The sequence below is a fragment of the Promicromonospora sp. MS192 genome (assembly GCF_049532985.1).
Lineage (GTDB): Bacteria > Actinomycetota > Actinomycetes > Actinomycetales > Cellulomonadaceae > Promicromonospora.
This window is the reverse complement of the sequence record NZ_CP186693.1, coordinates 251,584-271,114: the sequence shown is the minus strand read 5'-3', so window position 1 is coordinate 271,114 and position 19,531 is coordinate 251,584. Positions and strand designations below refer to the sequence as shown.

Below are 19,531 nucleotides of genomic sequence, written 5' to 3'. Positions count from 1 at the left end.
CCGCGGGCCGCTTGGCGCGGGTTCGCGCACGGATAGAGTCTGGGATACGAGACGCATGGGGTGGTCGGTAGTTCGTCAGGTGATCGGCAGCCCGGGTTGCCGATCACCTGACGAACTGCCGACCACTCCCGGCACGAGGCTGGCCAGGAGGCAGACATGGGCGGGAGCAGCGCCGTACCCGCCGCGCGGAGCACCGCGCGGCTGCTGAGCTTCCTCGCCGCGCAGCCCGGCCCGGTGCCGGCGGGCGCCATCGCGCACGGCATCGGCATGCCGCGCTCGAGCGTCTACCACCTGCTGTCCGTGCTGGGCGACGAGGGCTTCGTGCGGCACTTCCCCGACGAGCGCCGCTACGGACTGGGAGTCGCCGCGCTCGGCCTGGGCAGCGCGTACACCCGCCAGGCGCCGCTGACCCGGCTGGCGGCGCCCGTCGTCGCCCGCCTGGTGGAGAGCGCCGGGGAGAACGGCCACCTCGCGGTGCTCAACGGCCGCGAGGTGCTGTACCTGGTGGAGCAGCGGGCGGCGGGGCGGCCTCCGCTGGTGACCGACGTCGACGTGCACCTCCCCAGCCACCTCACCGCCAGCGGGCGGGCCATGCTCGCACTGCTGCCCCCGGCCCAGGTGCGGGCGCTCTACCCGACGCCCGGGTCGTTCACGGACCTGACCGGGGCGGGGCCACGGACGCTGCGGGAGCTGCGGGACGTGCTGCGGCTGGCCCGGTCGCGGGGGTACGCCGAGGAGGACGGCGAGGTGACGGCGGGGTTCGCGTCGGTGGCCGCCGCAGTGGTGGACCACACGGGGCGGCCGGTGGCGGGACTGGCGGTGACCTTCCGGTCAGAGGCGTACGACGACGCGGGGCGGGCCAGGCTGGCGGAGCGGGCTGCCGTTGCGGCGCGCGAGGTGAGCCGGCGACTGGGAGCGCGGGAAATTCCTCACTGACCTGCAATGATGCATTTCTCTCCACCGGCACCGAAGCACCCAGGAAAAGGACACCACGAGGGAGGCCGAAAACATTCACAAAAGGCGTCCGTGCGAAATTGACCGACGCCCGCGGGAGTTCCCGCCCTCGACTCAGACCCTCGAGAGGTCGACCACCGGAACGGTGAACTCGCGCGTCCGGAGCGCGCCCGTCGCCACCACGACGGCCTCCTTACCGGCCCATCCTGCCCGGATCGTCTTGACCACTCCCTGGGCGCCACGCTCGGTGCTCGACACCCCGGTGACCTTCACGGCGACACCCGCCGCAATTCCATCACCCATTGCCTTCTGCTTTCCGTCCACGTGCGGACCAGGTGCCCGCATCGATGAGTGGCGGAGATCCTGCCAGCAAAGCACGGAATGCGTCAAGATCAATATGGAATGAAGAAATAGAACGCGCGAGTGCAATTCGTGTCCGACATTTCTTTACACGAAAGGCCCGATCGCGTCGGTCAGCGACCAGGCACCGCCCCCGGCACGGCCCAGACCACGACCGCAAACCCTCCGACCCCCACAAATCGCCTACAGTTGGCATCGCGCCCCCACCCCTGCCGTCCCGGGAGATGTCTTCGTGAGTTCACACCCGCGCGAGTTCCGACTTCTCGTCACCGGTGGAGGGACCGGCGGTCACACCTACCCCGCACTCACGACGCTCCGCGCGCTCCAGGCCCGGCTGGCGCAGGAGGGCACGCCGGTCGGCGTGCTCTGGGCCGGCACCGAGAACGGCCTGGAGGCCCAGGTCACGGCCACCGAGGGCATCCGCTTCGTGCCCGTCGCCACGGGCAAGCTGCGCCGGTCCAGCAACCCGCTGGCCATGCTCTCGGCCACCAACATGAAGGACATGGCGCGGGTCCCCATCGGCGTCGCGCAGGCCCGGTCGATCGTGGCCGAGTTCAAGCCCGACGTCGTCCTGTCGACCGGCGGCTACGTCGCCGTACCGGTCGGGCTGGCCGCGAGCATGCTGCGCCGTCCGCTCGTGGTGCACGAGCAGACCGTGGGCCTGGGGCTCGCCAACCGCCTGCTGGCCAAGCGCGCCACCCGCGTGGCGGTGTCGTCGCCGTCGACCCTGGAGCTGTTGCCCGAGCGCGTGCGCGAGCGGGCCGTGGTCACCGGCAACCCGGTCCGGGCCGAGGTGATGACCGGTGAGCCGCTGAAGGCCGTGGACGCCCTCGGCCTCGACTCGTTCGACCCCGACCTCCCGGTCCTGTACGTCACGGGCGGCGCGCAGGGTTCGGTGCAGATCAACACCCTGGTCACCGAGGCCCTGCCGTGGTTGCTGCAGCGCACCAACGTGATCCACCAGTGCGGCCCGAACAACCTCCAGGACATGTTCGAGAGCACGGCCTCGCTGCCCGCCGAGCTGGCGGCGCGCTACCGCGTCATGGGCTTCGTCGGCCCTGAGCTGCCCGACGTGCTCGCCCTGGCCGACATCGTCGTCTCCCGCAGCGGCGCCGGGACCATCGCGGAGCTCACCGCCCTGGGCAAGCCCGCGGTGCTGATCCCGCTCCCCTCGGCCGCCGGGAACGAGCAGGCGCACAACGCGCGCCGGCTCCAGGACCTGGGCGCCGCCATCTCCCTGGAGGGCGACGTCACCTACCCCGACCTCCGCGGGGCGCTGGCCGGGCTCCTGGAGAACGCCGGACGCCGCGAGCGGATGTCCCGCGCCTCCCGCGAGAACGGCCACCCGGACGCCGCGGAGCGCCTGGTCGACGTCCTCCTGGAGGCGGCGCGCCCGTCGGCCGCATGACGCCACCTGTGCGACCGCCGGGGCCTGTCCAGGACCCCGAACGAGTCCTCACCGAAGCCGACCCTCGGAAGGCTTGACGAACGAGCCGCTAGACGACCGTGTACTGATAAGCGGACGATTCCCAGGTGCCGTCGTAATTGCGCCAGGTGAAGGTCCAGCGGATCTCGTGCCCTTCGGGGAAGTTCTTGTTGCATGCGGTCCATCCGGCGTCCACACCCTGCCGGTTGATGCACATTCCTGAACGGTCGCCGTCCAGGTCCGTCCACGTCACGAACGGCGATTCTCCGTCCTTGAGCCCGTCCTTGATCCAGATGAGGTCACCGTAGGGCTGGACGCATGCCTGGTAGCGGTCGACCGACGCGCAGTCCTTCGAGTGCGAGGAGTAGGCACGGGGCTCCGTGTAGTTCACCTCGTAGGCCGCCGCCTGGGCGGGTGCGACGGCTCCGAGACCCACCCCGAGGGCGACGAGCGCCGTGAGTACAGCAGTCCTGATCCTCTTGTGGTTCATGGCTCTCCCCGTGTTGAGCGGCAGGTTGCGACCCGGCGTCCGAGTGGAAATACCGGTGAGGTCGGACGTTATTGGCCGCGCACTGCTTCCACAACGACTGCTTCCGCGTACCCCGGGTCCCGGAATAGCGCGGCCAGCGGCTTTGCGCCCACATGCAATAGTGCTTTTGCACCCTGCTGCAAACGGTGGACGCCGGCAGCGCCTACGTCGTACGTCGCGCAGCGCCCGACGACGTCGTCAGCGCCTTGGCCAGCAACCTCGCCAGCTCCCGCAGCTCGTCCGCGTCCAGGCCCGCGAACGGCGTCCGCTCCAGGGTCCCCGCGATGACCTCGGCCCGTACCCGCCGCCCCTCCTCGGTCAGCACGACGACGCGTGACCGCCGGTCGTGCGGGTCGGTGACACGCTCGACCAGCCCTCGCTCGACGAGCTGGTTGGTGACGAAGCTGAGGTTCGGCGCGTTGCAGTAGAGCCGTTCGCTCATCACCTTCATCGACGGCGGGGCCTCCTCCGGGTCGATGACCCACAGCGCCTGCGCCGTCTGCAGCGTGAGCCGGTGCCGCGCCACGAGGTCGGCCACGCGGTCGCCGGTGATCATGAAGAGCTCGTGGTTCGCCCGGACGGCGGCTTCGAGATCGGTCTGGCTCATCCGCCGATCCTACGCGAGATTACTTCGAGACTCGAAGGTGTTAGGGTCCAAACTACTTCGAGACTCGAAGCATCTGACGCCATCTGACGGAGAGGCACGCACATGCACACCTACCGGGGCACCACATCCCTCGTCACCGGGGCCAGCCGCGGGCTCGGCACGGCCTACGCGGACGAGCTCGCCCGCCGCGGCTCGGACCTCGTGCTGGTCGCACGGTCCGCGACCGCGCTCGACGAGGTGGCGACCCGCCTGCGCGCCACGCACGACGTCGCCGTCACCACCCTCGCGGCAGACCTGACGGACCGCGAGCAGGTCACCAGCCTCCTGCACGACCTCGACGCGGCAGCCCCCATCGACCTGCTCGTCAACAACGCGGGCATGGGCCCGGCCGGCCCGTTCCTGGACCGGCCGCTCGAACCTGCGCAGAGGTCGGTCGACCTCAACGTCTCCGCGCTCATGACGCTGACCCACGCCCTCGGCGCCCGGATGGTGGCCCGGGGTCGCGGCGGCATCGTCAACGTCGCCTCGACGGCGGCCTTCCAGCCCATGCCGTACCAGGCCGGCTACGCCGCGACCAAGGCGTTCGTGCTGTCGTTCACGGAGGCCCTGGCCGAGGAGCTGCGCGGCACGGGCGTGCACGCCATGGCGGCGCACCCCGGTGCCACCGAGACCACGTTCTTCGTGGGCACCTCGCACACCATGGACCCGCGGATCACGGACTCCCCCGCCGACGTCGCGCGCCGCACCCTCGACGACTTCGCCCGCGGCCGGAGCGCGTCCTACCCGGGCCGCCGGCTCAACCAGGTCGGCTCGTGGGTCCACCGGTTCCTGCCCCGCTCCACCACGGTCCGGCTCACCGGCAGGATCAACCGCACGCTGGGCCTCGACGCCGTCCGCGCCGCATAGCCCGAAGGACGCCCCCGCGCGCGCCGTCCAGAACCCCGGCCCGCGGGCGGTCGCTCGGTGATGGACGCGCCGCTCCCGCGGCACCTGGGACGATGGGCCCGTGACCACCGTTCTCCTCGTCATCGACCTCCAGGCCGACGTCGTGGCTCCCTGCTTCGACGCCGACGGTGTCGTCGCCCGCTGCGCCGCCCTCGTCGAGCGGGCCCGCCGGACCGGCACCCCCGTCGTCTGGGTGCAGCACCACGAGCCCGGCCTCGACCGCGGCACCCCCGGCTGGGCCCTCGCGGACGGCCTCGCACGGCACGCGGACGAGCCCCTCGTGCACAAGGCGTACCGCGACTCCTTCGCCGAGACGGACCTGCGCGCGACGCTGGACGGGTTCGGGGCCACGCGCCTGGTCGTCGTCGGCGCGCAGTCCGACTTCTGCGTGCGGACCACCACCCAGCGCGCCGCCGCGCTCGGCTACGACGTGACCCTGGTGAGCGACGGCCACACCACCACCGACAGCGTGTGGGACGGCGTGCACGTCACGGGCGAGCAGATCGTCGCGCACACCAACATGTACTTCTCGGGGCTGCGCTACCCCGGGAGCACCTTCGGCGTCGCGCGCCACGACGAGGTCGCGCTCGCCGGCTGAGGCGCCCGCAAGGTCCGGCCGCGACCGTACGGTGATCCCATGAACGACGACCCCTACCTCCTGCTCCCCACCGCGCCGAGCGTGGACGAGTACGTGCACCTGCGTGCGGCGTCGGGCCTCTCGCCGAAGACGCCCGAGCAGGCCGCCCCGGTGCTCACGGCGAGCTGGGCGTTCTGCCACGTCCGCGAGGTCGCCACGGACACGGCGGTCGCCATGGGCCGCACCCTGGGCGACGGCGGCTGGTACTTCCACATCGCCGACATCGCGACGCTGCCGGAGCACCAGAGCCGCGGCCTGGGCCGGCGCGTCATGACGTGGCTCCTGGCGCAGATCGCCGAGCGCGCGCCGGCCGACCCGTACGTCACGCTCAACGCGGACGCGCCCGGGCGGCCCCTGTACCGCAGCCTGGGCTTCGTCGAGACGGCGCCCGCGAGCGTCGCGATGCGCCTGACGACCACGGACTGAGAAGCCGGATTGAACCGATCCCCCCTTTCACCCGTCGTGAGGGGCAGAGGCCGGCACCGGGTCGGCCTGCGAACGAGAGGGGCGGACGTGCGCACAGGAGCAAAGGTGGGGATCGGCGTCGGGGCGGCAGTGGTCGTGGTCGGGGCGGCCGCGGCGATCTGGGGTCCGGGCCTGTACGCCGACTGGGTCGGTCCGGCGGACGCAGCACCCACGCTCGAACAGTCCGCGGCACCGCTGACCGACGCCGACGCGGCGGACGGCACATGGACCATCGGCGAGGGCTCGTTCGCCGGCTACCGCCTCGACGAGGTGCTGCAGGGCCAGGACGTCACGGTCACCGGCCGCACCGAGGACGTCACCGGTTCGGTCACGGTGGCGGACGGCGCCATCTCGGCGGCGACCGTGGAGGTCGACATGTCCACCGTGGCGACCGACGAGGCCAACCGTGACGCGTACTTCCGCGACCAGGCGCTGGAGGTGGGCACCTACCCGACGGCGACGTTCGAGCTCACCGAGCCGGCGCCGATCGAGGAGGGTGCCACCGCCGTCGAGCTGACGGGCGAGCTCACGGTGCACGGCGTGACGCAGCCGGCCACGGTCGAGGCCGAGGTCGCGGGCGACGCCGCGAGCGGCGAGCCGGTCCAGGTGGTCGGCAGCGTGCCGGTCACGTTCGCGGACTTCGACGTCGAGGCGCCGGACCTGGGCTTCGTGACGGTGGAGGACGATGGCAGCATCGAGTTCTCGCTGCAGCTCCAGAAGTAACCCCGGCGAGCGGCCCCAGGAGGTGACGGAGGCGTGAACACAGGCGCGGGCGCGGAGGACGAGCTCCTCGCGGCGGTCCACGACGCGCACGCCGACGCGCTGTACCGGTACGTGGTGCGGCGCACGGGCGACGAGGAGGAGGCGCGCGACGTGGTGCAGGAGACCCTGCTGCGCGCGTGGCGCCACCCCGAGGTGCTCGAACGTCCCGAGGACTCGGTGCGCGCCTGGCTGTTCACCGTCGCGCGCAACCTCACCGTCGACCACCTCCGCAGCGCCCGCCGCACCCGCGAGCGGGCCACGGGGCACGTCCCGGACCAGGAGGAGCGGGACACGACGCAGGCCGTGCTCGACTCGTGGCTGGTGGCCGATGCCCTGGTGTCGCTCTCGCCGGCGCACCGGGCGGTCGTCGTGGGCGCGTACTACGGCGGCCGCTCGGTGGCCGAGCTCGCCACCGAGATGGGCATCGCACCCGGGACCGTGAAGTCCCGCCTGCACTACGGGCTGCGCGCGCTGCGGCTGGCCCTGCAGGAGAAAGGAGTCACCTCATGATCCCGGTGGCAGACGAGGGGCACGGCGGCGACCGGTTCGCCGAGTGGGACGCCGCGTACGTGCTCGGCGCCCTGAGCCCGAGCGACCGCCGGGCGTACGAGCGACACCTGGCCGAGTGCGACGCGTGCCGCGCCGCCGTGGCCGACCTCGCCGGAATGCCCGGCCTGCTCAGCACGCTCACCGCGGCGCACGCGGAGGCGCTGGCCGCCGACCTCCCGGACGGCGAGCGAACCGACGGCGGCGGACCCGCGCGCCCGGGCCCCGGCGCCGCCGACGTGATCCCGCTCGCGGGCCTCGCCGGGGCGGCCCGCCGTTCCCGCCGCCGACGCCGCACGCTGGGTGCCGTCGCGGCGTCCGCCCTGCTCGCGGTGGGCGTCGCGGGCGGCACGCTGCTCGGGAACGACACCCTGGGCGACACCCCCGACGGCACGACGACGGTCGCCGCCGCGGGCGCCCGCACCGTCCAGCTCCGCCCGGTGGGCGACGCCGACATGCGCGCCGAGCTCGTCGTCACCCCCACCACCTGGGGCACGAGCCTGCGCTGGAGCTGCCACTACCCGCCCGCGCCCGGGCAGCCGCCCGAGGAGAGCTACGTACCGCCGGAGCCGATCACCTACGACCTCGTGCTGGTCGCGCGGGACGGGGCGCGCACGGTCGCGGGCACGTGGTCGTGGAAGGGCGGGGCGACGATCGGGCTGGACGCGTCGTCGGCGGTACCGCTCACCGACGTGGACCGGATCGAGATCACGCTCGACGGTCAGGAGGAGGCCCTGGCGTCCGCGACGCTCTGAGCGACGCCGTCGGTCACTCCCGGTGCGTGGGCTCGTACCGGGGCTCCAGGACCACGAGCACGGTCTCGGTCGACCGCAGGGCGGCGTAGGCGTCGAGGTGCGGCTCCACCTCGCGCCACCGCGCCCACAACCGGTCGCGCTCGTGACCGTGGGCCGCCCGGGCGCGCACCAGCCGGTCGCCGTCGACCAGGTCCACCGTCGCGTCCGGGTGCGCCTGCAGGTTGAGCCACCACGCGGGGTCGCCGTCGGACCACCCGTTCATCGCCAGCGTGACGACGTTCGGGCCGTCCTCGACGTAGGCGAGGATCACGCTGTGCTCGCGGCAGGTGCTGCGGCCCGAGGTGGTCAGGCGCAGCATCCCCCAGCTCCCCGCCCTCGGCCGGCGCAGGCCCAGGCGACCGCCGGTGAGACGGTAGAGGCGGCGGTGCAGCCCCCACGCCGTCCGGACGAACCAGCGCGGTGGGACCCGCACCTCAGACGTGCTCTCGCCAGCCATGCCGACCTCCGCGTCCGCGTCGTCGCCCGCCGGGCGCCCCGTCGCAGCGGCGCCGTACGGGCCTGCTCCCTCCAGCGTAAGGAACCCGGCGAGCCGGGGCCATCGTTCCCCGCGGACGATCTGGCGGCGTCGAAAGACGCGCGGCGGGCCCCGGACACCGGGACCCGCCGCACGCACCGTAGGGAGATCAGCCCCAGATGGCGTCCGCCCACTCCGGGTGGTCGACGAACGGGTTGCGGTTGTGCTGGAACTGCTCGTAGATCACGTCGTTGCGGTGCACCTCGAAGTCCGACACGGGATCGGCGGCGTTCCAGGCCAGGAGCGTGGACAGCCGGCCGTGGTACGGGGCCGAGCCGTTGTTCACGGAGTCGTTGGGCTCCAGGTCGGCAAAGCTGTCCTCACCCTCCCAGCGCACCGCCATGTACAGGATCATGCGGGCGACGTCGCCCTTCACCTCGTCGCGGGGCTCGAAGGAGTCGGCGTCCGTGAAGTTGCCCGGCGCGCCGCTCACCTCGCTGCCGCCCTCGTCGAAGTCCTTGTTGCCGCGGATGCTGTTGACCTGCACGTCCGTGGGGCGCAGGTGGTGCAGGTCGGTGCCCGGCCCGGTCGAGGTGCCGAAGTCGCCGTGAGACTTGGCCCAGACGTGCTCGCGGTTCCAGTCGCCCACGTCGCCGCCGTTCAGGTTCTTGGCCCGCGACTCGCCGCTGTACAGGAGGATCACGTTGTCCGGGTCGGCGGGGTCCTCGTCCGTGGCCATCAGGCCGTCCCAGACCTCGCTGTAGGACAGGGCGTCGGCGGCGCTGATGATGTCGTTGAGCTCGGCCTTGAGCGCGTCGCCCGTCAGGCCCTCGGCGCTGTCGTAGTAGCCGGCGGGGACGTCGGCCACGGCGGCCGGCCGCGCCGCCTCCGCCGTCGTCGCGCCCTGCCCGGCAACCTGCCCGGCGACCGGCCCGGCGTCGTACCCGGCGACCGGCCCGGCGTCGTACCCGGCGACCTGCGCGACCGCACCCGGCGCCACCAGCACCCCGGCACCGACCGCCAGCGCGGACAGCCCGCCCCACAGCGCCGGCCCGATTCCCTGTGCCCGTCCGAGACGTGTGCGCATCGTCGACCTCCGTGTCCGTCGGCCCGCGACCCCCTGCGGGCCACGGCGCCTCGCCCACCCTGACACGCCCCGACCCTGACCTGAGGTGACATCAGTAAACTTTGGGTGAAATCTCGCGACATGCACCCCTTTCACCCGGACGACCATCAAGCGGTTGCTGCCAGAATCAGCCGGATCCTGGCAGCAACCGCATGGTCACGCCGCGACGACCGCGACGCCGCTGCGGCCGCCGTCGACGTCGAGCACCGTGCCGTGCACGAACCGGGCGTCGTCCGAGGCGAGGTACACCACCGCGGCGCCGATCGCGTCCGGGTGGCCCGGCGCGCCGGCCGGGGTGCCGACCGTGATCTCCTCCGAGAACGAGACGTCCGGGTCGAGCTCGGGAGGGCGGACGACGCCCGGCGCGACGGCGTTGACCCGCACGCCCTGGGGGCCGAGCTCGGCGGCCCACGAGCGGGTCAGCGACTCCAGCGCGGCCTTGGTGGACGCGTAGGCGCCACCGACGGGCAGCGCCAGCCGGGCCACCCACGAGCCGAGGTTGACGATCGCGCCGCCGCCGCCGGCGACCATGCGGGGCGCGACGGCCTGGGTGAGGAAGTACGGGGCCTTGACGTTCACGGCGTAGAGCCGGTCGAGGGCCTCCGCGTCGGTCTCGGCCAGGGTCGGCGCCGAGCGGTAGATGCCGGCGTTGTTCACCAGCACGTCGATGCGCCCGCCCAGCACCTCGGCGGCCGCCGCGGCGAGCGCGTGGCTCGCCTCCGGGCTGCCGTCGAGGTCGGCCCGGACGAAGTCGGCGGCGCCGCCCGTGGCGCGGATGCCCGCCACGACCGCCGCGCCACGCTGCTCGTCGCGGCCCGAGACGACGACGTGCGCCCCCTGGACCGCGAGCGCCTCGGCGATCGCCCGTCCGATGTTGCTGGTGGACCCGGTCACGAGGGCGGTCCGGCCCGTGAGTCGCTGTGTCATGCCGGCGACGCTAGGAACCCTTTTTTGGACTAGCAAGTCCAGAAAATTGGCCGTAGCGTCGGCACCGTGAAGCTCACGCCCAAGGGTCAGGCCACCCGGCAGCGCATCCTCGAGGGCGCCGCCGGGTACCTGCGCGGCACGGACCCCGGTGCGGCCACGCTCGACGACGTCCTCGCCGTCACGCGTACCAGCAAGGGTCAGCTCTTCCACTACTTCCCGGGCGGCAAGGAGGAGCTGCTGCTCGCCGTCGCACGCCACGAGGCCGACCGGGTGCTCACCGACCAGGAGCCGCACCTGAGCGCGCTCGACTCCTGGGAGTCGTGGTGGGCGTGGCGCGACGCCGTCCTGCAGCGGTACCGCGCCCAGGGCCGGCACTGCCCGCTGGGCGCGCTGATGGACCAGGTGTCGAGCACCGCGGGGGCGAGGGAGGTGGTGACCGAGCTGCTGGACCAGTGGCAGCGCCGCGTCCGGGACGGCGTCCTAACGATGCAGGCCAAGGGCCTGGTCAGCCCGGGCCTGGATCCCGCCGTGGTGGCCGGCGCGTTCGTCGCCGGCATCCAGGGCGGGGTCCAGGTGCTGCGCGCCACGGGCAGCACGGACCAGCTCCAGTCGGTCCTGGACCTGCTGCTGGACCACCTGCGCACGGGGCCCGCCCCGGCCGGGCCGGACCGTGCCCCGGACCGTCAGGCGACGCCGCGGTAGGTGGTCTCGTCCAGGCCCGACTGGGTCGGGTCGTGGTCGACCTCCCCGACGTCGTACATCGTGGTCATCCAGTGGTAGAAGTTGTCGCCCCGGTCCCGGAGCAGCCCGTAGAGGCGGCTCGTCATCCGCCGGCGCACGTCCGCCAGGTCCGGGTCCTCGTACGCGTTGGACAGCTCGTCCGGGTCCTCCTGGAGGTCGTAGAGCTCGTTCACCGAGTCGGGGTTGACCACCAGCTTGTACCGGTCCTCCCGCAGCATGCGCTGCGGGTAGGGGAAGTGGTGCCCGTGGAACTCGCACACGATGTCCTGCTGCCACTCGACGTCGAGCCCCCGCGCCAGCGGGAGCAGGCTGCGTGAGTCGACGGCGGGCGCCGGGTCGGCCCCGGCCAGCTCCAGGATGGTCGCCGTGCAGTCCAGCAGGCTGACGAACTCGGTGCGCACCTGACCGGCCGGGCCGCCGGGGACCCGCAGCAGGCCGGGCGTGCGGTAGATGTCCTCGTACATGGCCGGGCCCTTGTCGTGCAGGCGGTGCGCGCCGGTGAACTCGCCGTGGTCGCACGTGAAGAACACCGCGGTGTCGTCCACGAGCCCGAGCCGCTCCAGCGCGTCCAGCACCCGCCCGATCTGCTGGTCGATGAGCGTCACGTAGCCCCAGTAGACCGCGATGAGCTTGCGCGTCACCTCGATCGGCATGGTGTCGAAGGTCCAGTGGGCGCTGTAGTTGGCCTGGACGGGCGGCTTGCCCTCGAACGTCTCCGCGACAGAGGCAGGCAGCTCCACGTCGGCCGGGTCGACCAGGTCGAAGTACTCGTCCGGCACGATGTACGGCAGGTGGGGCCCGAAGAAGCTCAGCTCCAGGAAGAACGGCCGCTGTCCCGACCGGTACTCGTCCGCGTACCGCTCCAGCAGCTCGATCGTCCGCGTCGCCAGGTAGTGCTCGAAGGTGGCCTCCACGGGCTGGTGCAGCCGGGCCGCCAGCAGGTTGCCCGGGCCGCCGTTGGGCAGCGTGCCGCGGATGCGGTCGCTGATCTCGTACGGCGGCAGGTCGTGCTCGGCCAGGTAGGCCAGGTAGTCCTCGTTCTCCACGGGGTTGTGCCACCCGGGCAGGTCCGGCCCGTCGAACCCGAACGACGCGGCGTTCTTCACGGTGCCGGCGTGCCACTTGCCCACCAGCCCCGTGTTGTACCCCCGCTCGCGCAGGGCCTCGACGAAGGTGAAGGTGCCGTCGGCCAGGTCCTCCTGGTAGCCCACGTTGCGCTCGTGGTTGGCCAGCACGCGGTGCCGGAACGGCGCCTGCCCGGTGAGCAGGCTCGCGCGCGACGGCGTGCAGATCGCCGTCGGCGTGTACCACCGGTCGAACCGGGTGCCGGACGCCGCGAGCCGGTCCAGCACCGGCGTGGCCGCCAGCGGGTTGCCGTAGGCCCCCAGCGTGTCGGCCCGGTGCTGGTCGGTCATGAGGAACAGGACGTTCGTGCCTGCCACCGGGTCACTCACCCGCCTGGACGAACTGGTCGCCGAGGTAGAACTCCGCGGGGTCCACGGCCTCGGGCAGCTGCCCGGCGTCCACGAAGTACTCCTGCATGCCCGTCAGCCACGTGTCGGTGGTGCCGTCCTGCGTGAGCGCGTCGGCCTCCTGCGCGTCGAGCACGTCGACGTTCGCGGCGTCCGCCTCGACGTCGGCGGCCTCCAGGCCGTTGAAGTCGGCGGTGAGGGCGATCGTCTCGTCCAGGTGGTCGGCCCGGTAGTCCATGGCCTCACGCAGCACCTTGAGCACGGCGTCGACCTTCTCCGCGTCGTCGGCCACGACGTCGTTCCCGGCGACGAACGCCGTCGGGAAGGCGATCGTCTCCTCGAAGTCCGTGTTCTGGGCGAGCTCGACCAGGTCGGGCACCTGCTCCTTGACCGTGGCGAGCGCCGGGTACCAGAAGCCCGCGGCGTCGACCTGCCCCGAGGACAGCGCCGACACGATGGCCGGCGGCTCCATGGGCACGAGCTCGACGTCGTCCTTGGTCATACCCGCCTCCTGAAGGGCGAGGGTGAGGATCATGTCGCCCGAGGTGCCCTCCGGCACGGCGACGGTCTTGCCCGCGAGGTCCTCGACGGACTCGATGCCGGGCTGCGCCACGACGCGGTCGGCCCGGCCCAGGGTGTTCAGCGCGACGATCTTGGCCTGCCCGGAGGCGGGCAGCCAGAACGCGCCCGGCCCGATGTACCCGAAGTCGAGGTCGCCCGTGCCGAGCGCCTGGACCTGCAGCGGCCCGTTGGTGAACGACGACGTCGTGGCGTCGATGCCGTGCTTCTCCCACAGGCCCTGATCCTCCGCGATCGCCAGGAGGCTGGTGCCGTTGAAGTCGGGGATGTAGCCGAAGTTCACCTTGATGGTGCCGCCGTCCGCGCCGGACGCGCCGCCGGAGCAGGCGCCCACGGAGAGCACGAGGGCGAGGCCGGCGAACGCGGCGCCGAAGGTCTTCCTGGTCAGTCGCATGATGTCCTCTGGTTCTGGGTCGGGCCCCGCCGCGGTCAGCGGGCGGCGGGCTGGTGGTAGACGGCGCGCCAGACGCGGTTGCGCAGCTGCGCGAACTCGGGGCTGAGCCGCACCTCCTCGGTGCGCGGGTAGGGCAGGTCCACGTCGATCACCTCGTGGATGCGGCCCGGCCGGGCGGCCATGACCACGACGCGGCCGGCGAGGAACACCGCCTCGTCCACGTCGTGGGTGATGAACAGGACGGTGCGCTTCTCGCTGCTCCACGTCTGCAGGAGCTGTTCCTGCAGCCGGACGCGGGTCAGGGCGTCCAGGGCCCCGAACGGCTCGTCCATGAGCAGGATCGAGGGGTCGACGGCGTAGGCGCGGGCGATCGCGCACCGCTGCTTCATGCCGCCCGACAGGGTCTTGGGCAGCGCGTCCGCGAACTGCTCCAGGCCCACGAGGCGCACGTAGTGCTCGGCACGCTCGCGCCGCTCTGCGGCAGGCAGGCCGGCGACCTTGAGCCCGAACTCGACGTTCTTGCGCACGGTCAGCCACGGGAACAGCGCGTACTGCTGGAAGATGACGCCGCGCTCGGGGCCGGGCCCCGTCACCGGAGCGCCGTCGACCAGCACCTCGCCCGACGTCGGCGCCTCCAGGCCCGCGACGATGTTCATCAGGGTGGACTTGCCGCAGCCCGACGGCCCGACCACGGTGACGAACTCGTTGTCCGCGACGTCGAGCCGGACACCGTCGAGCGCGACGAACTCCTCGTCCTTCAGGGCGAACGTCTTGCGGGCGTCGCGGACGGAGATCTTGGCGGTACCCGCCAGGGTGCTGGTGGTCATCGGCGCTCCTGCCATCCGGTCAGCCGGGTCTCCGCGAGCAGCAGCAGCCGGTCCATCACGAGGCCGAGCACGCCGATGGCGACGATGGAGACGAAGATCGTCGCGAGGTCGTAGTAGGTCTGGGCCTGCTGCATGCGGAACCCGAGGCCCGCCTGCGCCGCCAGCAGCTCGGCGGCCACGAGGGTGGCCCACGCCGAGCCGAGGCCCACGCGCATGCCCACGAGGATGAACGGCGACGACGCCGGCACCACCACGCGCAGGAAGATCGTGCCGTCCTTGGCGCCCAGCACCCGGGCCGCGTTGATCAGCGTCCGGTCCACGCTCACCACGCCCTGGTACGTCGAGATGACGCACGCCAGGAACGCGGCCAGGAAGATGACGAACACCTTGGGCAGCTCACCGATGCCCATGAGCACCAGCACGAGCGGCAGCAGCGCGAGCGGCGGGATGGTGCGGAAGAACTGGATCCACGGCTCGAACAGGCCCCGGGCCGGCACGTACCACCCCATGAGGAACCCGACCGGGATCGCGGCCGCCGAACCGAGCAGGAACCCGGCCAGGACCCGGCCCAGGCTCGCCAGCAGGTCCTCGGCCAGGGTGCCGTCGGCGGCGAGCTGTACGCCCTTGGCCAGCACCTCGGGCGGTGTCGGGAGCTGGAGGCCGGTCAGGGCCAGCACCCACCAGATGCCGATGCCGCCCACGATCGAGAGGGTGTTGAGCACCAGCAGGGTGGTTCTGCGTCCGGCGCGCCGCCGGGGTGGTGACCCGGTCCTCGCCGGGGTCGGGGTGGACACGGTCGCGGTCACTGGGCTCTCCTCAGGCGTGGGGGCAACGACTCGGGAAGGACCTCGCGCAGGGCTCCGCGGCGTCCGGCCTCGGGGTGGGGGTAGCCGGCCAGGAGGGGCGAGAGGTGGAAGGCGGCGGCGAGCGCACCGAGCGCGCCGTCGGTGTCGCGCAAGCGGCCGGGGCGCACGAGCACGGGTTCGGCGGCGGGCAGCGGATGCAGCTCGTAGCGCAGCGTGGCGGCCGCCTGCTCGACGATCACGGGCGCCACGTGCACGATCTCCCCGCCGATCACCACCTCGTCGGGGTCCAGCGTGAGCGCGGCCATCGCGAGCACCCGGCCGACGGCGGCGCCGACCTCGCGCAGCACGCCCTCGGCCGCCGGGTCGCTGGTGGCCACCACCGCCGCGAGGTCGTCGAGCGTGTGCACCTCGACCCCCTGCGCGCGGCAGGCGGCCAGCACGGCGGGCGTCGACGCGACGGTCTCCAGGCAGCCGCGCTTGCCGCAGCGGCACCGCGTACCGGCCGGGTCGACGGACACGTGGCCCAGCTCCCCCGCGAACCCGTGGGCGCCCGTGCCGATGCGGCCGCTGACCACGAGGCCGCCGCCCACGCCGTCGGACAGCCGCACGTACAGCAGGTCGGTGGCGCTCTCGGGCTGGGACACGGCCTCCGCGAGCGCCGCGAGCCGCGTGTTGTTGTCGACCACGACGGGGGCGCCGAACCGGTCGGCGAACGCGCCCCGCACGTCGTCGGGCGCGGAGCGGCGCGCCCACGGTACGGGTGCGCCGTCCGGCCGCCGTCCGCCGTAGGGTCCGACGACGCCGATGCCGACCGCCTGCAGCTCGCCGAAGTGGAGGCCGTGCTCGCTGGCGAGCCGGTCGATGAGCGCGAAGGCGAGGTCGAGCCGCTCGGACCACGGGGTGTCGTCCGCGTAGTGCTCGACGCCGGACGCGACGGTCTCGCGCGTCGCGTCGGCGACGGCCGCCCGGACCCGCCGGTGCCCGAAGTCGACGCCGAGGTACTGGCCGGACCCGGGGTCCAGCGCCAGCCGTTCGGCGGGCCGGCCGCTGCCGCGGCGGGTGGCGGCGTCGGTGTCGAGCACGACGATGGCGCCGCGGCGCAGGAGCTCGGCGGTGGTCTCCGAGAGGGTGGTGCGGGACAGGCCCACACGGCGGGCGAGCTCGGCGCGGCTCAGGGGGCCGTCGCGCAGGGCACCGAGGACGCGGCCTTCATGGGCGCGGCGCGCGGTGCTGCCGGGTGTCGTCGTCGACATGCGAGCGACCATAGGAACCTCCGTTTTTTTCCGTCAACACCCCGGCAAAATACCCGCCCCTTTCGCCCGCCTCCCGAACAGAACTCCGGTCCGTCGAGTGCTGGGTCTTCGCCCTCCTGGCACACGAAGAAGGGCGAAGACCCAGCACTCAGCGGGTCCGGTCGAGGGTGTGGGTGCGGACGTAGGCGAAGCGGGCCTCCGCGCCCGGGGTGTTCATGGCGACCAGGCCGATGCGCAGGGGCTTGTCCGACGGGAGCGTCCAGACCCCGCCCCAGCGCCACGTCTCGCCGTCGGTGCTGGAGGCCATGCGCACCTCGTACTCGTCGTGCGCCGCGTCCTCGTGCACCGCCAGGCGCAGCCACGTCGTCTCCCCGGGCGCCGCACCCCACATCGGTGCGGCGTACACGGCCGCCGGGGGCGTGCTGGTCGGCCGGGCGGCCTCCTTGGTGAACTCCACCATCTGCGCGACGCTGCCCGGCTTGCGCTGCAGGCCGAGCTGGGAGTGCACCAGCTTCACGAACTGGTCGTCGTCGGCGTACAGGACCAGGCCGGCCTGCTTGTTCACGCCGACGCCGTCCAGCTCCAGGCGGGTCTCCACCAGGTAGTCGCCCTCGGGGGCGTCCCGCGTCAGCACCGAGGCGGTGTTGTTCCCGAGGTGCAGCTCGGCGGCCTGGGTCGGCCACGCGAGGGCACCGTCCTCCAGCCGGACGCCGTCCGCCGGGCCACGGACCCAGGTCCAGCCCGATCCCGGCCCGCCCGGCACCACGTCGCCGTCGAACTCGTCCGAGGCGTCCGGCAGCAGCGCGCCGGGCTGCGGGTCCGGCACCCGCTCGGTCACCGGCTCGGCGGCCGCGACCAGGCTGACGTTGTCGGCGTCGGCCCGGCCGTGCGCGGTCACGCCGACCGGCACGGGGTTCCCGGACGGACGCCCCCGGTCCCGCAGCGTGACGGTGCCGAGCGGGTCCTTGAGATTGTCGGCCGAGACGGTCGCGGTGTACGTCCCGCCGGCGCGGTCGAGGGTCACGACGGACCAGTCCTCGTACCCGAACGCCTCCGGCAGGTCCGCGGCCGCCCGGACGGCGCGCGGCCCGTGACCGGACTCGACGCGCAGCTCCCCGGCCGTCCGGTCCACCCATGCGGTCACCCGCTGCGCGCCCGTGCCGAGCGTGAGCCCCGCGGCGCCGTCCGCACCGGGTACGCGCACGTCCGCCTGCGCGCGCACGTCGCCGCCGGTCCGAGCCCGGCTGACCAGGGACGATCCGTCGAGTCGCACGTACGGCCCGGCATCGGGCGCCTCGGCGACCGCGACGTCGCCGTCTGCGCGCCAGCCGTCGAGGGAACCGTCCGCGAACGTCGTTCCGACGGCGCCGGTGGTGACCGGCGCGGCCTGCGGACCCGACGACGGCCCGGCGCCCGCGTTGACCACCGGCCAGCCGTCGATCCAGTCGAGCCGGTCGATCATGAGCGGCCGCTTGGACAGGTTGAGCACGCCGTTGCGGGTCTCCACGGGCGGGAAGTCGGGGTCGTCGGCCGGGATCGCGTGGTACGCCATCCAGTCCTGGCCCGCCAGGTCGGTGACCACCGAGTGGTGGCCCGGGCCCACGAAGCCGTTGCCGTTCGAGGTCAGCACGTAGCCGCCCTTGCTCGACTCGGCCATGAGGTCCACGCCGTCGTCGTCCAGGAACGGGCCCCGCGGGCTCTCGCTGCGCCCCACCTTGACGGTGTAGCCGCTGTAGGCGCCCTCGCAGCAGCCGGCGTCGGAGTACATCAGGTAGTAGAGGTCGTCGTGGCGCACCACGTAGGCCCCCTCCATGCGGCGGCCCTGCGCCACCTGGGTCACGGGACCGGTCAGCTCCCCCGCCCCGGGCGTCAGCTCCGAAACGCAGACGACGTCGTAGCTGCCCCAGTACAGGTAGAGCGTGCCGTCGTCGTCGGTGAACAGGGCCTGGTCGATGTTGCCCGTGGGGCAGCCGTCGATCGGTGCCGACGGGACGAGCAGCTCGTCGCGGTGGGTCCACGGGCCGGTCGGCGTCGGCGCGGTGGCCACGGCGAGCCCACCCGTGGAGAGCCCGTAGGTGAGCAGGTACTCGCCGTCGACGTAGCGGATGTCGGGCGCCCAGGCGCGGGAGTTGTCCCGCCAGGTGGCCGGGACCTCGTCCGGCTGGATCACCTCCCCCGCGTACTCCCAGGTCACCAGGTCGGTGGACCGCAGGATCGGCAGGATCCGCTCTCCCGGCTCGCCCTGGCTGTTGAACACGGGGTTCTGCGTGCCGTACGCGTACCAGGCGCCGTCCTTGCCGCGGATGACGGCCGGGTCGGGGAAGGTGTCGGTGACGCCGGCGGTGACGGGGTTGGCGTAGGTGGTGGCCGCGGTCGGCGGGGTGGGGGACGTCGCGACGGCGGCGATACCGGCGGCGTCGGGGACGACGGCGTCGGCGTCCGCGGCCAACGGCAGCGGGGCGACCCCCGCGGCGAGCACGGACGCGACGAACGCCGCGACCCAGCCGGTGCGGACAGGTCTCCGTTGATCTGATCCAAGGCGCATGTCCCCATCGAACGAGCGCCGATTTTCTCCGGCAAGTACCCGACAGAAAAAGTAGGGAATTCTGCCGGAGCCCGACGGTTCCGGCCCTCCGCCGCTACTGGTCCCGGTTCACCAGGCCCCAGGAGACCGTCATCCACCAGCAGACGGTCGCCCATGGCCTGCGGAACAAGACTCAGCCCGACGGCGGCCCGGGCCCGGGCCATCACGGGCCACCACCCGCCGGCCTCCCGCCTGGCCGCCGCCCACCGGGCCACCGGGCCGCCCGCGCCCACCGGGCCGCCGGGCCGCCCGCGCCCACCGGGCCGCCCGCCGGAGAGCAGACGCCCCTGGCCCGCAGAAGTTGCCTTCTACCCAGCGATTG

General features: G+C 72.9%; 21 protein-coding genes. 9 read left to right on the top strand and 12 right to left on the bottom strand.

Annotation, left to right across the window (positions count from 1 at the left end):
• The first annotated feature begins 156 nt into the window (after positions 1-156).
• On the top strand, positions 157-936 hold the full coding sequence (locus ACO229_RS01215) for an IclR family transcriptional regulator (RefSeq protein WP_423463452.1): 780 nt from the start codon (positions 157-159) through the stop codon (positions 934-936).
• 132 nt (positions 937-1,068) lie between these two features.
• Here the strand turns inward: ACO229_RS01215 and ACO229_RS01210 are convergent, their stop codons facing one another.
• A complete protein-coding gene (locus tag ACO229_RS01210) occupies positions 1,069-1,257 on the bottom strand; it encodes a hypothetical protein (RefSeq protein ID WP_423463451.1) in 189 nt (62 codons plus the stop codon).
• Positions 1,258-1,546: 289 nt separating this feature from the next.
• Between ACO229_RS01210 and ACO229_RS01205 the strand changes: the two genes are divergently transcribed.
• Positions 1,547-2,722, top strand: a complete 1,176-nt coding sequence (locus ACO229_RS01205; protein ID WP_423463450.1) for a UDP-N-acetylglucosamine--N-acetylmuramyl-(pentapeptide) pyrophosphoryl-undecaprenol N-acetylglucosamine transferase — start codon at positions 1,547-1,549, stop codon at positions 2,720-2,722.
• Positions 2,723-2,810: 88 nt separating this feature from the next.
• Here the strand turns inward: ACO229_RS01205 and ACO229_RS01200 are convergent, their stop codons facing one another.
• On the bottom strand, positions 2,811-3,230 hold the full coding sequence (locus tag ACO229_RS01200; protein ID WP_397431093.1) for a hypothetical protein: 420 nt from the start codon (positions 3,228-3,230) through the stop codon (positions 2,811-2,813).
• Positions 3,231-3,432: 202 nt separating this feature from the next.
• On the bottom strand, positions 3,433-3,876 hold the full coding sequence (locus tag ACO229_RS01195) for a MarR family winged helix-turn-helix transcriptional regulator (protein WP_397431095.1): 444 nt from the start codon (positions 3,874-3,876) through the stop codon (positions 3,433-3,435).
• 102 nt (positions 3,877-3,978) lie between these two features.
• Here ACO229_RS01195 and ACO229_RS01190 point away from each other — a divergent pair, with 102 nt between their 5' ends.
• The 6 genes from ACO229_RS01190 to ACO229_RS01165 all read left to right on the top strand — a co-directional run bounded on the left by ACO229_RS01190 (position 3,979) and on the right by ACO229_RS01165 (position 7,986).
• A complete protein-coding gene (locus tag ACO229_RS01190; protein ID WP_423463449.1) occupies positions 3,979-4,782 on the top strand; it encodes an SDR family NAD(P)-dependent oxidoreductase in 804 nt (267 codons plus the stop codon).
• A 100-nt stretch (positions 4,783-4,882) separates the two neighbouring features.
• A complete protein-coding gene (locus ACO229_RS01185; RefSeq protein ID WP_397431098.1) occupies positions 4,883-5,419 on the top strand; it encodes a cysteine hydrolase family protein in 537 nt (178 codons plus the stop codon).
• A gap of 39 nt (positions 5,420-5,458) precedes the next feature.
• Positions 5,459-5,884, top strand: a complete 426-nt coding sequence (locus ACO229_RS01180) for a GNAT family N-acetyltransferase (RefSeq protein WP_397431099.1) — start codon at positions 5,459-5,461, stop codon at positions 5,882-5,884.
• An 87-nt stretch (positions 5,885-5,971) separates the two neighbouring features.
• Positions 5,972-6,646, top strand: a complete 675-nt coding sequence (locus ACO229_RS01175; RefSeq protein ID WP_423463448.1) for a YceI family protein — start codon at positions 5,972-5,974, stop codon at positions 6,644-6,646.
• Between the two features lie 33 nt (positions 6,647-6,679).
• Positions 6,680-7,195, top strand: coding sequence for a sigma-70 family RNA polymerase sigma factor (locus ACO229_RS01170; RefSeq protein WP_397411336.1), 516 nt, complete (start codon positions 6,680-6,682; stop codon positions 7,193-7,195).
• A complete protein-coding gene (locus tag ACO229_RS01165; RefSeq protein ID WP_423463447.1) occupies positions 7,192-7,986 on the top strand; it encodes an anti-sigma factor family protein in 795 nt (264 codons plus the stop codon). The genes ACO229_RS01170 and ACO229_RS01165 overlap by 4 nt, the downstream gene beginning before the upstream one ends.
• 13 nt (positions 7,987-7,999) lie before the next feature.
• Here ACO229_RS01165 and ACO229_RS01160 read toward each other — a convergent pair whose 3' ends face one another.
• From ACO229_RS01160 to ACO229_RS01150, 3 genes are all read right to left on the bottom strand, one after another.
• Positions 8,000-8,482, bottom strand: a complete 483-nt coding sequence (locus ACO229_RS01160; protein ID WP_423463446.1) for a nitroreductase/quinone reductase family protein — start codon at positions 8,480-8,482, stop codon at positions 8,000-8,002.
• Positions 8,483-8,669: 187 nt separating this feature from the next.
• Complete coding sequence (locus ACO229_RS01155) at positions 8,670-9,587, bottom strand: endonuclease I family protein (RefSeq protein WP_423463445.1); 918 nt, start codon at positions 9,585-9,587, stop codon at positions 8,670-8,672.
• Positions 9,588-9,782: 195 nt separating this feature from the next.
• Positions 9,783-10,553 (bottom strand): SDR family NAD(P)-dependent oxidoreductase, encoded by a 771-nt coding sequence (locus ACO229_RS01150; RefSeq protein ID WP_423463444.1) that lies wholly within the window; start codon positions 10,551-10,553, stop codon positions 9,783-9,785.
• Between the two features lie 66 nt (positions 10,554-10,619).
• Here ACO229_RS01150 and ACO229_RS01145 point away from each other — a divergent pair, with 66 nt between their 5' ends.
• Positions 10,620-11,255: a TetR/AcrR family transcriptional regulator gene (locus ACO229_RS01145; protein ID WP_423463443.1), complete on the top strand. Its 636-nt coding sequence runs from the start codon at positions 10,620-10,622 to the stop codon at positions 11,253-11,255.
• Here the strand turns inward: ACO229_RS01145 and ACO229_RS01140 are convergent.
• From ACO229_RS01140 to ACO229_RS01115, 6 genes are all read right to left on the bottom strand, one after another.
• Positions 11,237-12,736 (bottom strand): sulfatase-like hydrolase/transferase, encoded by a 1,500-nt coding sequence (locus ACO229_RS01140; protein ID WP_397411348.1) that lies wholly within the window; start codon positions 12,734-12,736, stop codon positions 11,237-11,239. The two genes, ACO229_RS01145 and ACO229_RS01140, sit on opposite strands and share 19 nt — an antisense overlap.
• A 4-nt stretch (positions 12,737-12,740) precedes the next feature.
• Positions 12,741-13,739, bottom strand: coding sequence for an aliphatic sulfonate ABC transporter substrate-binding protein (locus tag ACO229_RS01135; protein WP_423463442.1), 999 nt, complete (start codon positions 13,737-13,739; stop codon positions 12,741-12,743).
• A gap of 35 nt (positions 13,740-13,774) precedes the next feature.
• On the bottom strand, positions 13,775-14,566 hold the full coding sequence (locus ACO229_RS01130; protein WP_397431112.1) for an ABC transporter ATP-binding protein: 792 nt from the start codon (positions 14,564-14,566) through the stop codon (positions 13,775-13,777).
• Complete coding sequence (locus ACO229_RS01125) at positions 14,563-15,372, bottom strand: ABC transporter permease (RefSeq protein WP_423463441.1); 810 nt, start codon at positions 15,370-15,372, stop codon at positions 14,563-14,565. The genes ACO229_RS01130 and ACO229_RS01125 overlap by 4 nt, the downstream gene beginning before the upstream one ends.
• Complete coding sequence (locus ACO229_RS01120) at positions 15,369-16,625, bottom strand: ROK family protein (RefSeq protein ID WP_397431115.1); 1,257 nt, start codon at positions 16,623-16,625, stop codon at positions 15,369-15,371. The genes ACO229_RS01125 and ACO229_RS01120 overlap by 4 nt, the downstream gene beginning before the upstream one ends.
• Before the next feature lie 148 nt (positions 16,626-16,773).
• On the bottom strand, positions 16,774-19,170 hold the full coding sequence (locus ACO229_RS01115; RefSeq protein WP_423463440.1) for a family 43 glycosylhydrolase: 2,397 nt from the start codon (positions 19,168-19,170) through the stop codon (positions 16,774-16,776).
• Between the last annotated feature and the right edge of the window lie 361 nt (positions 19,171-19,531).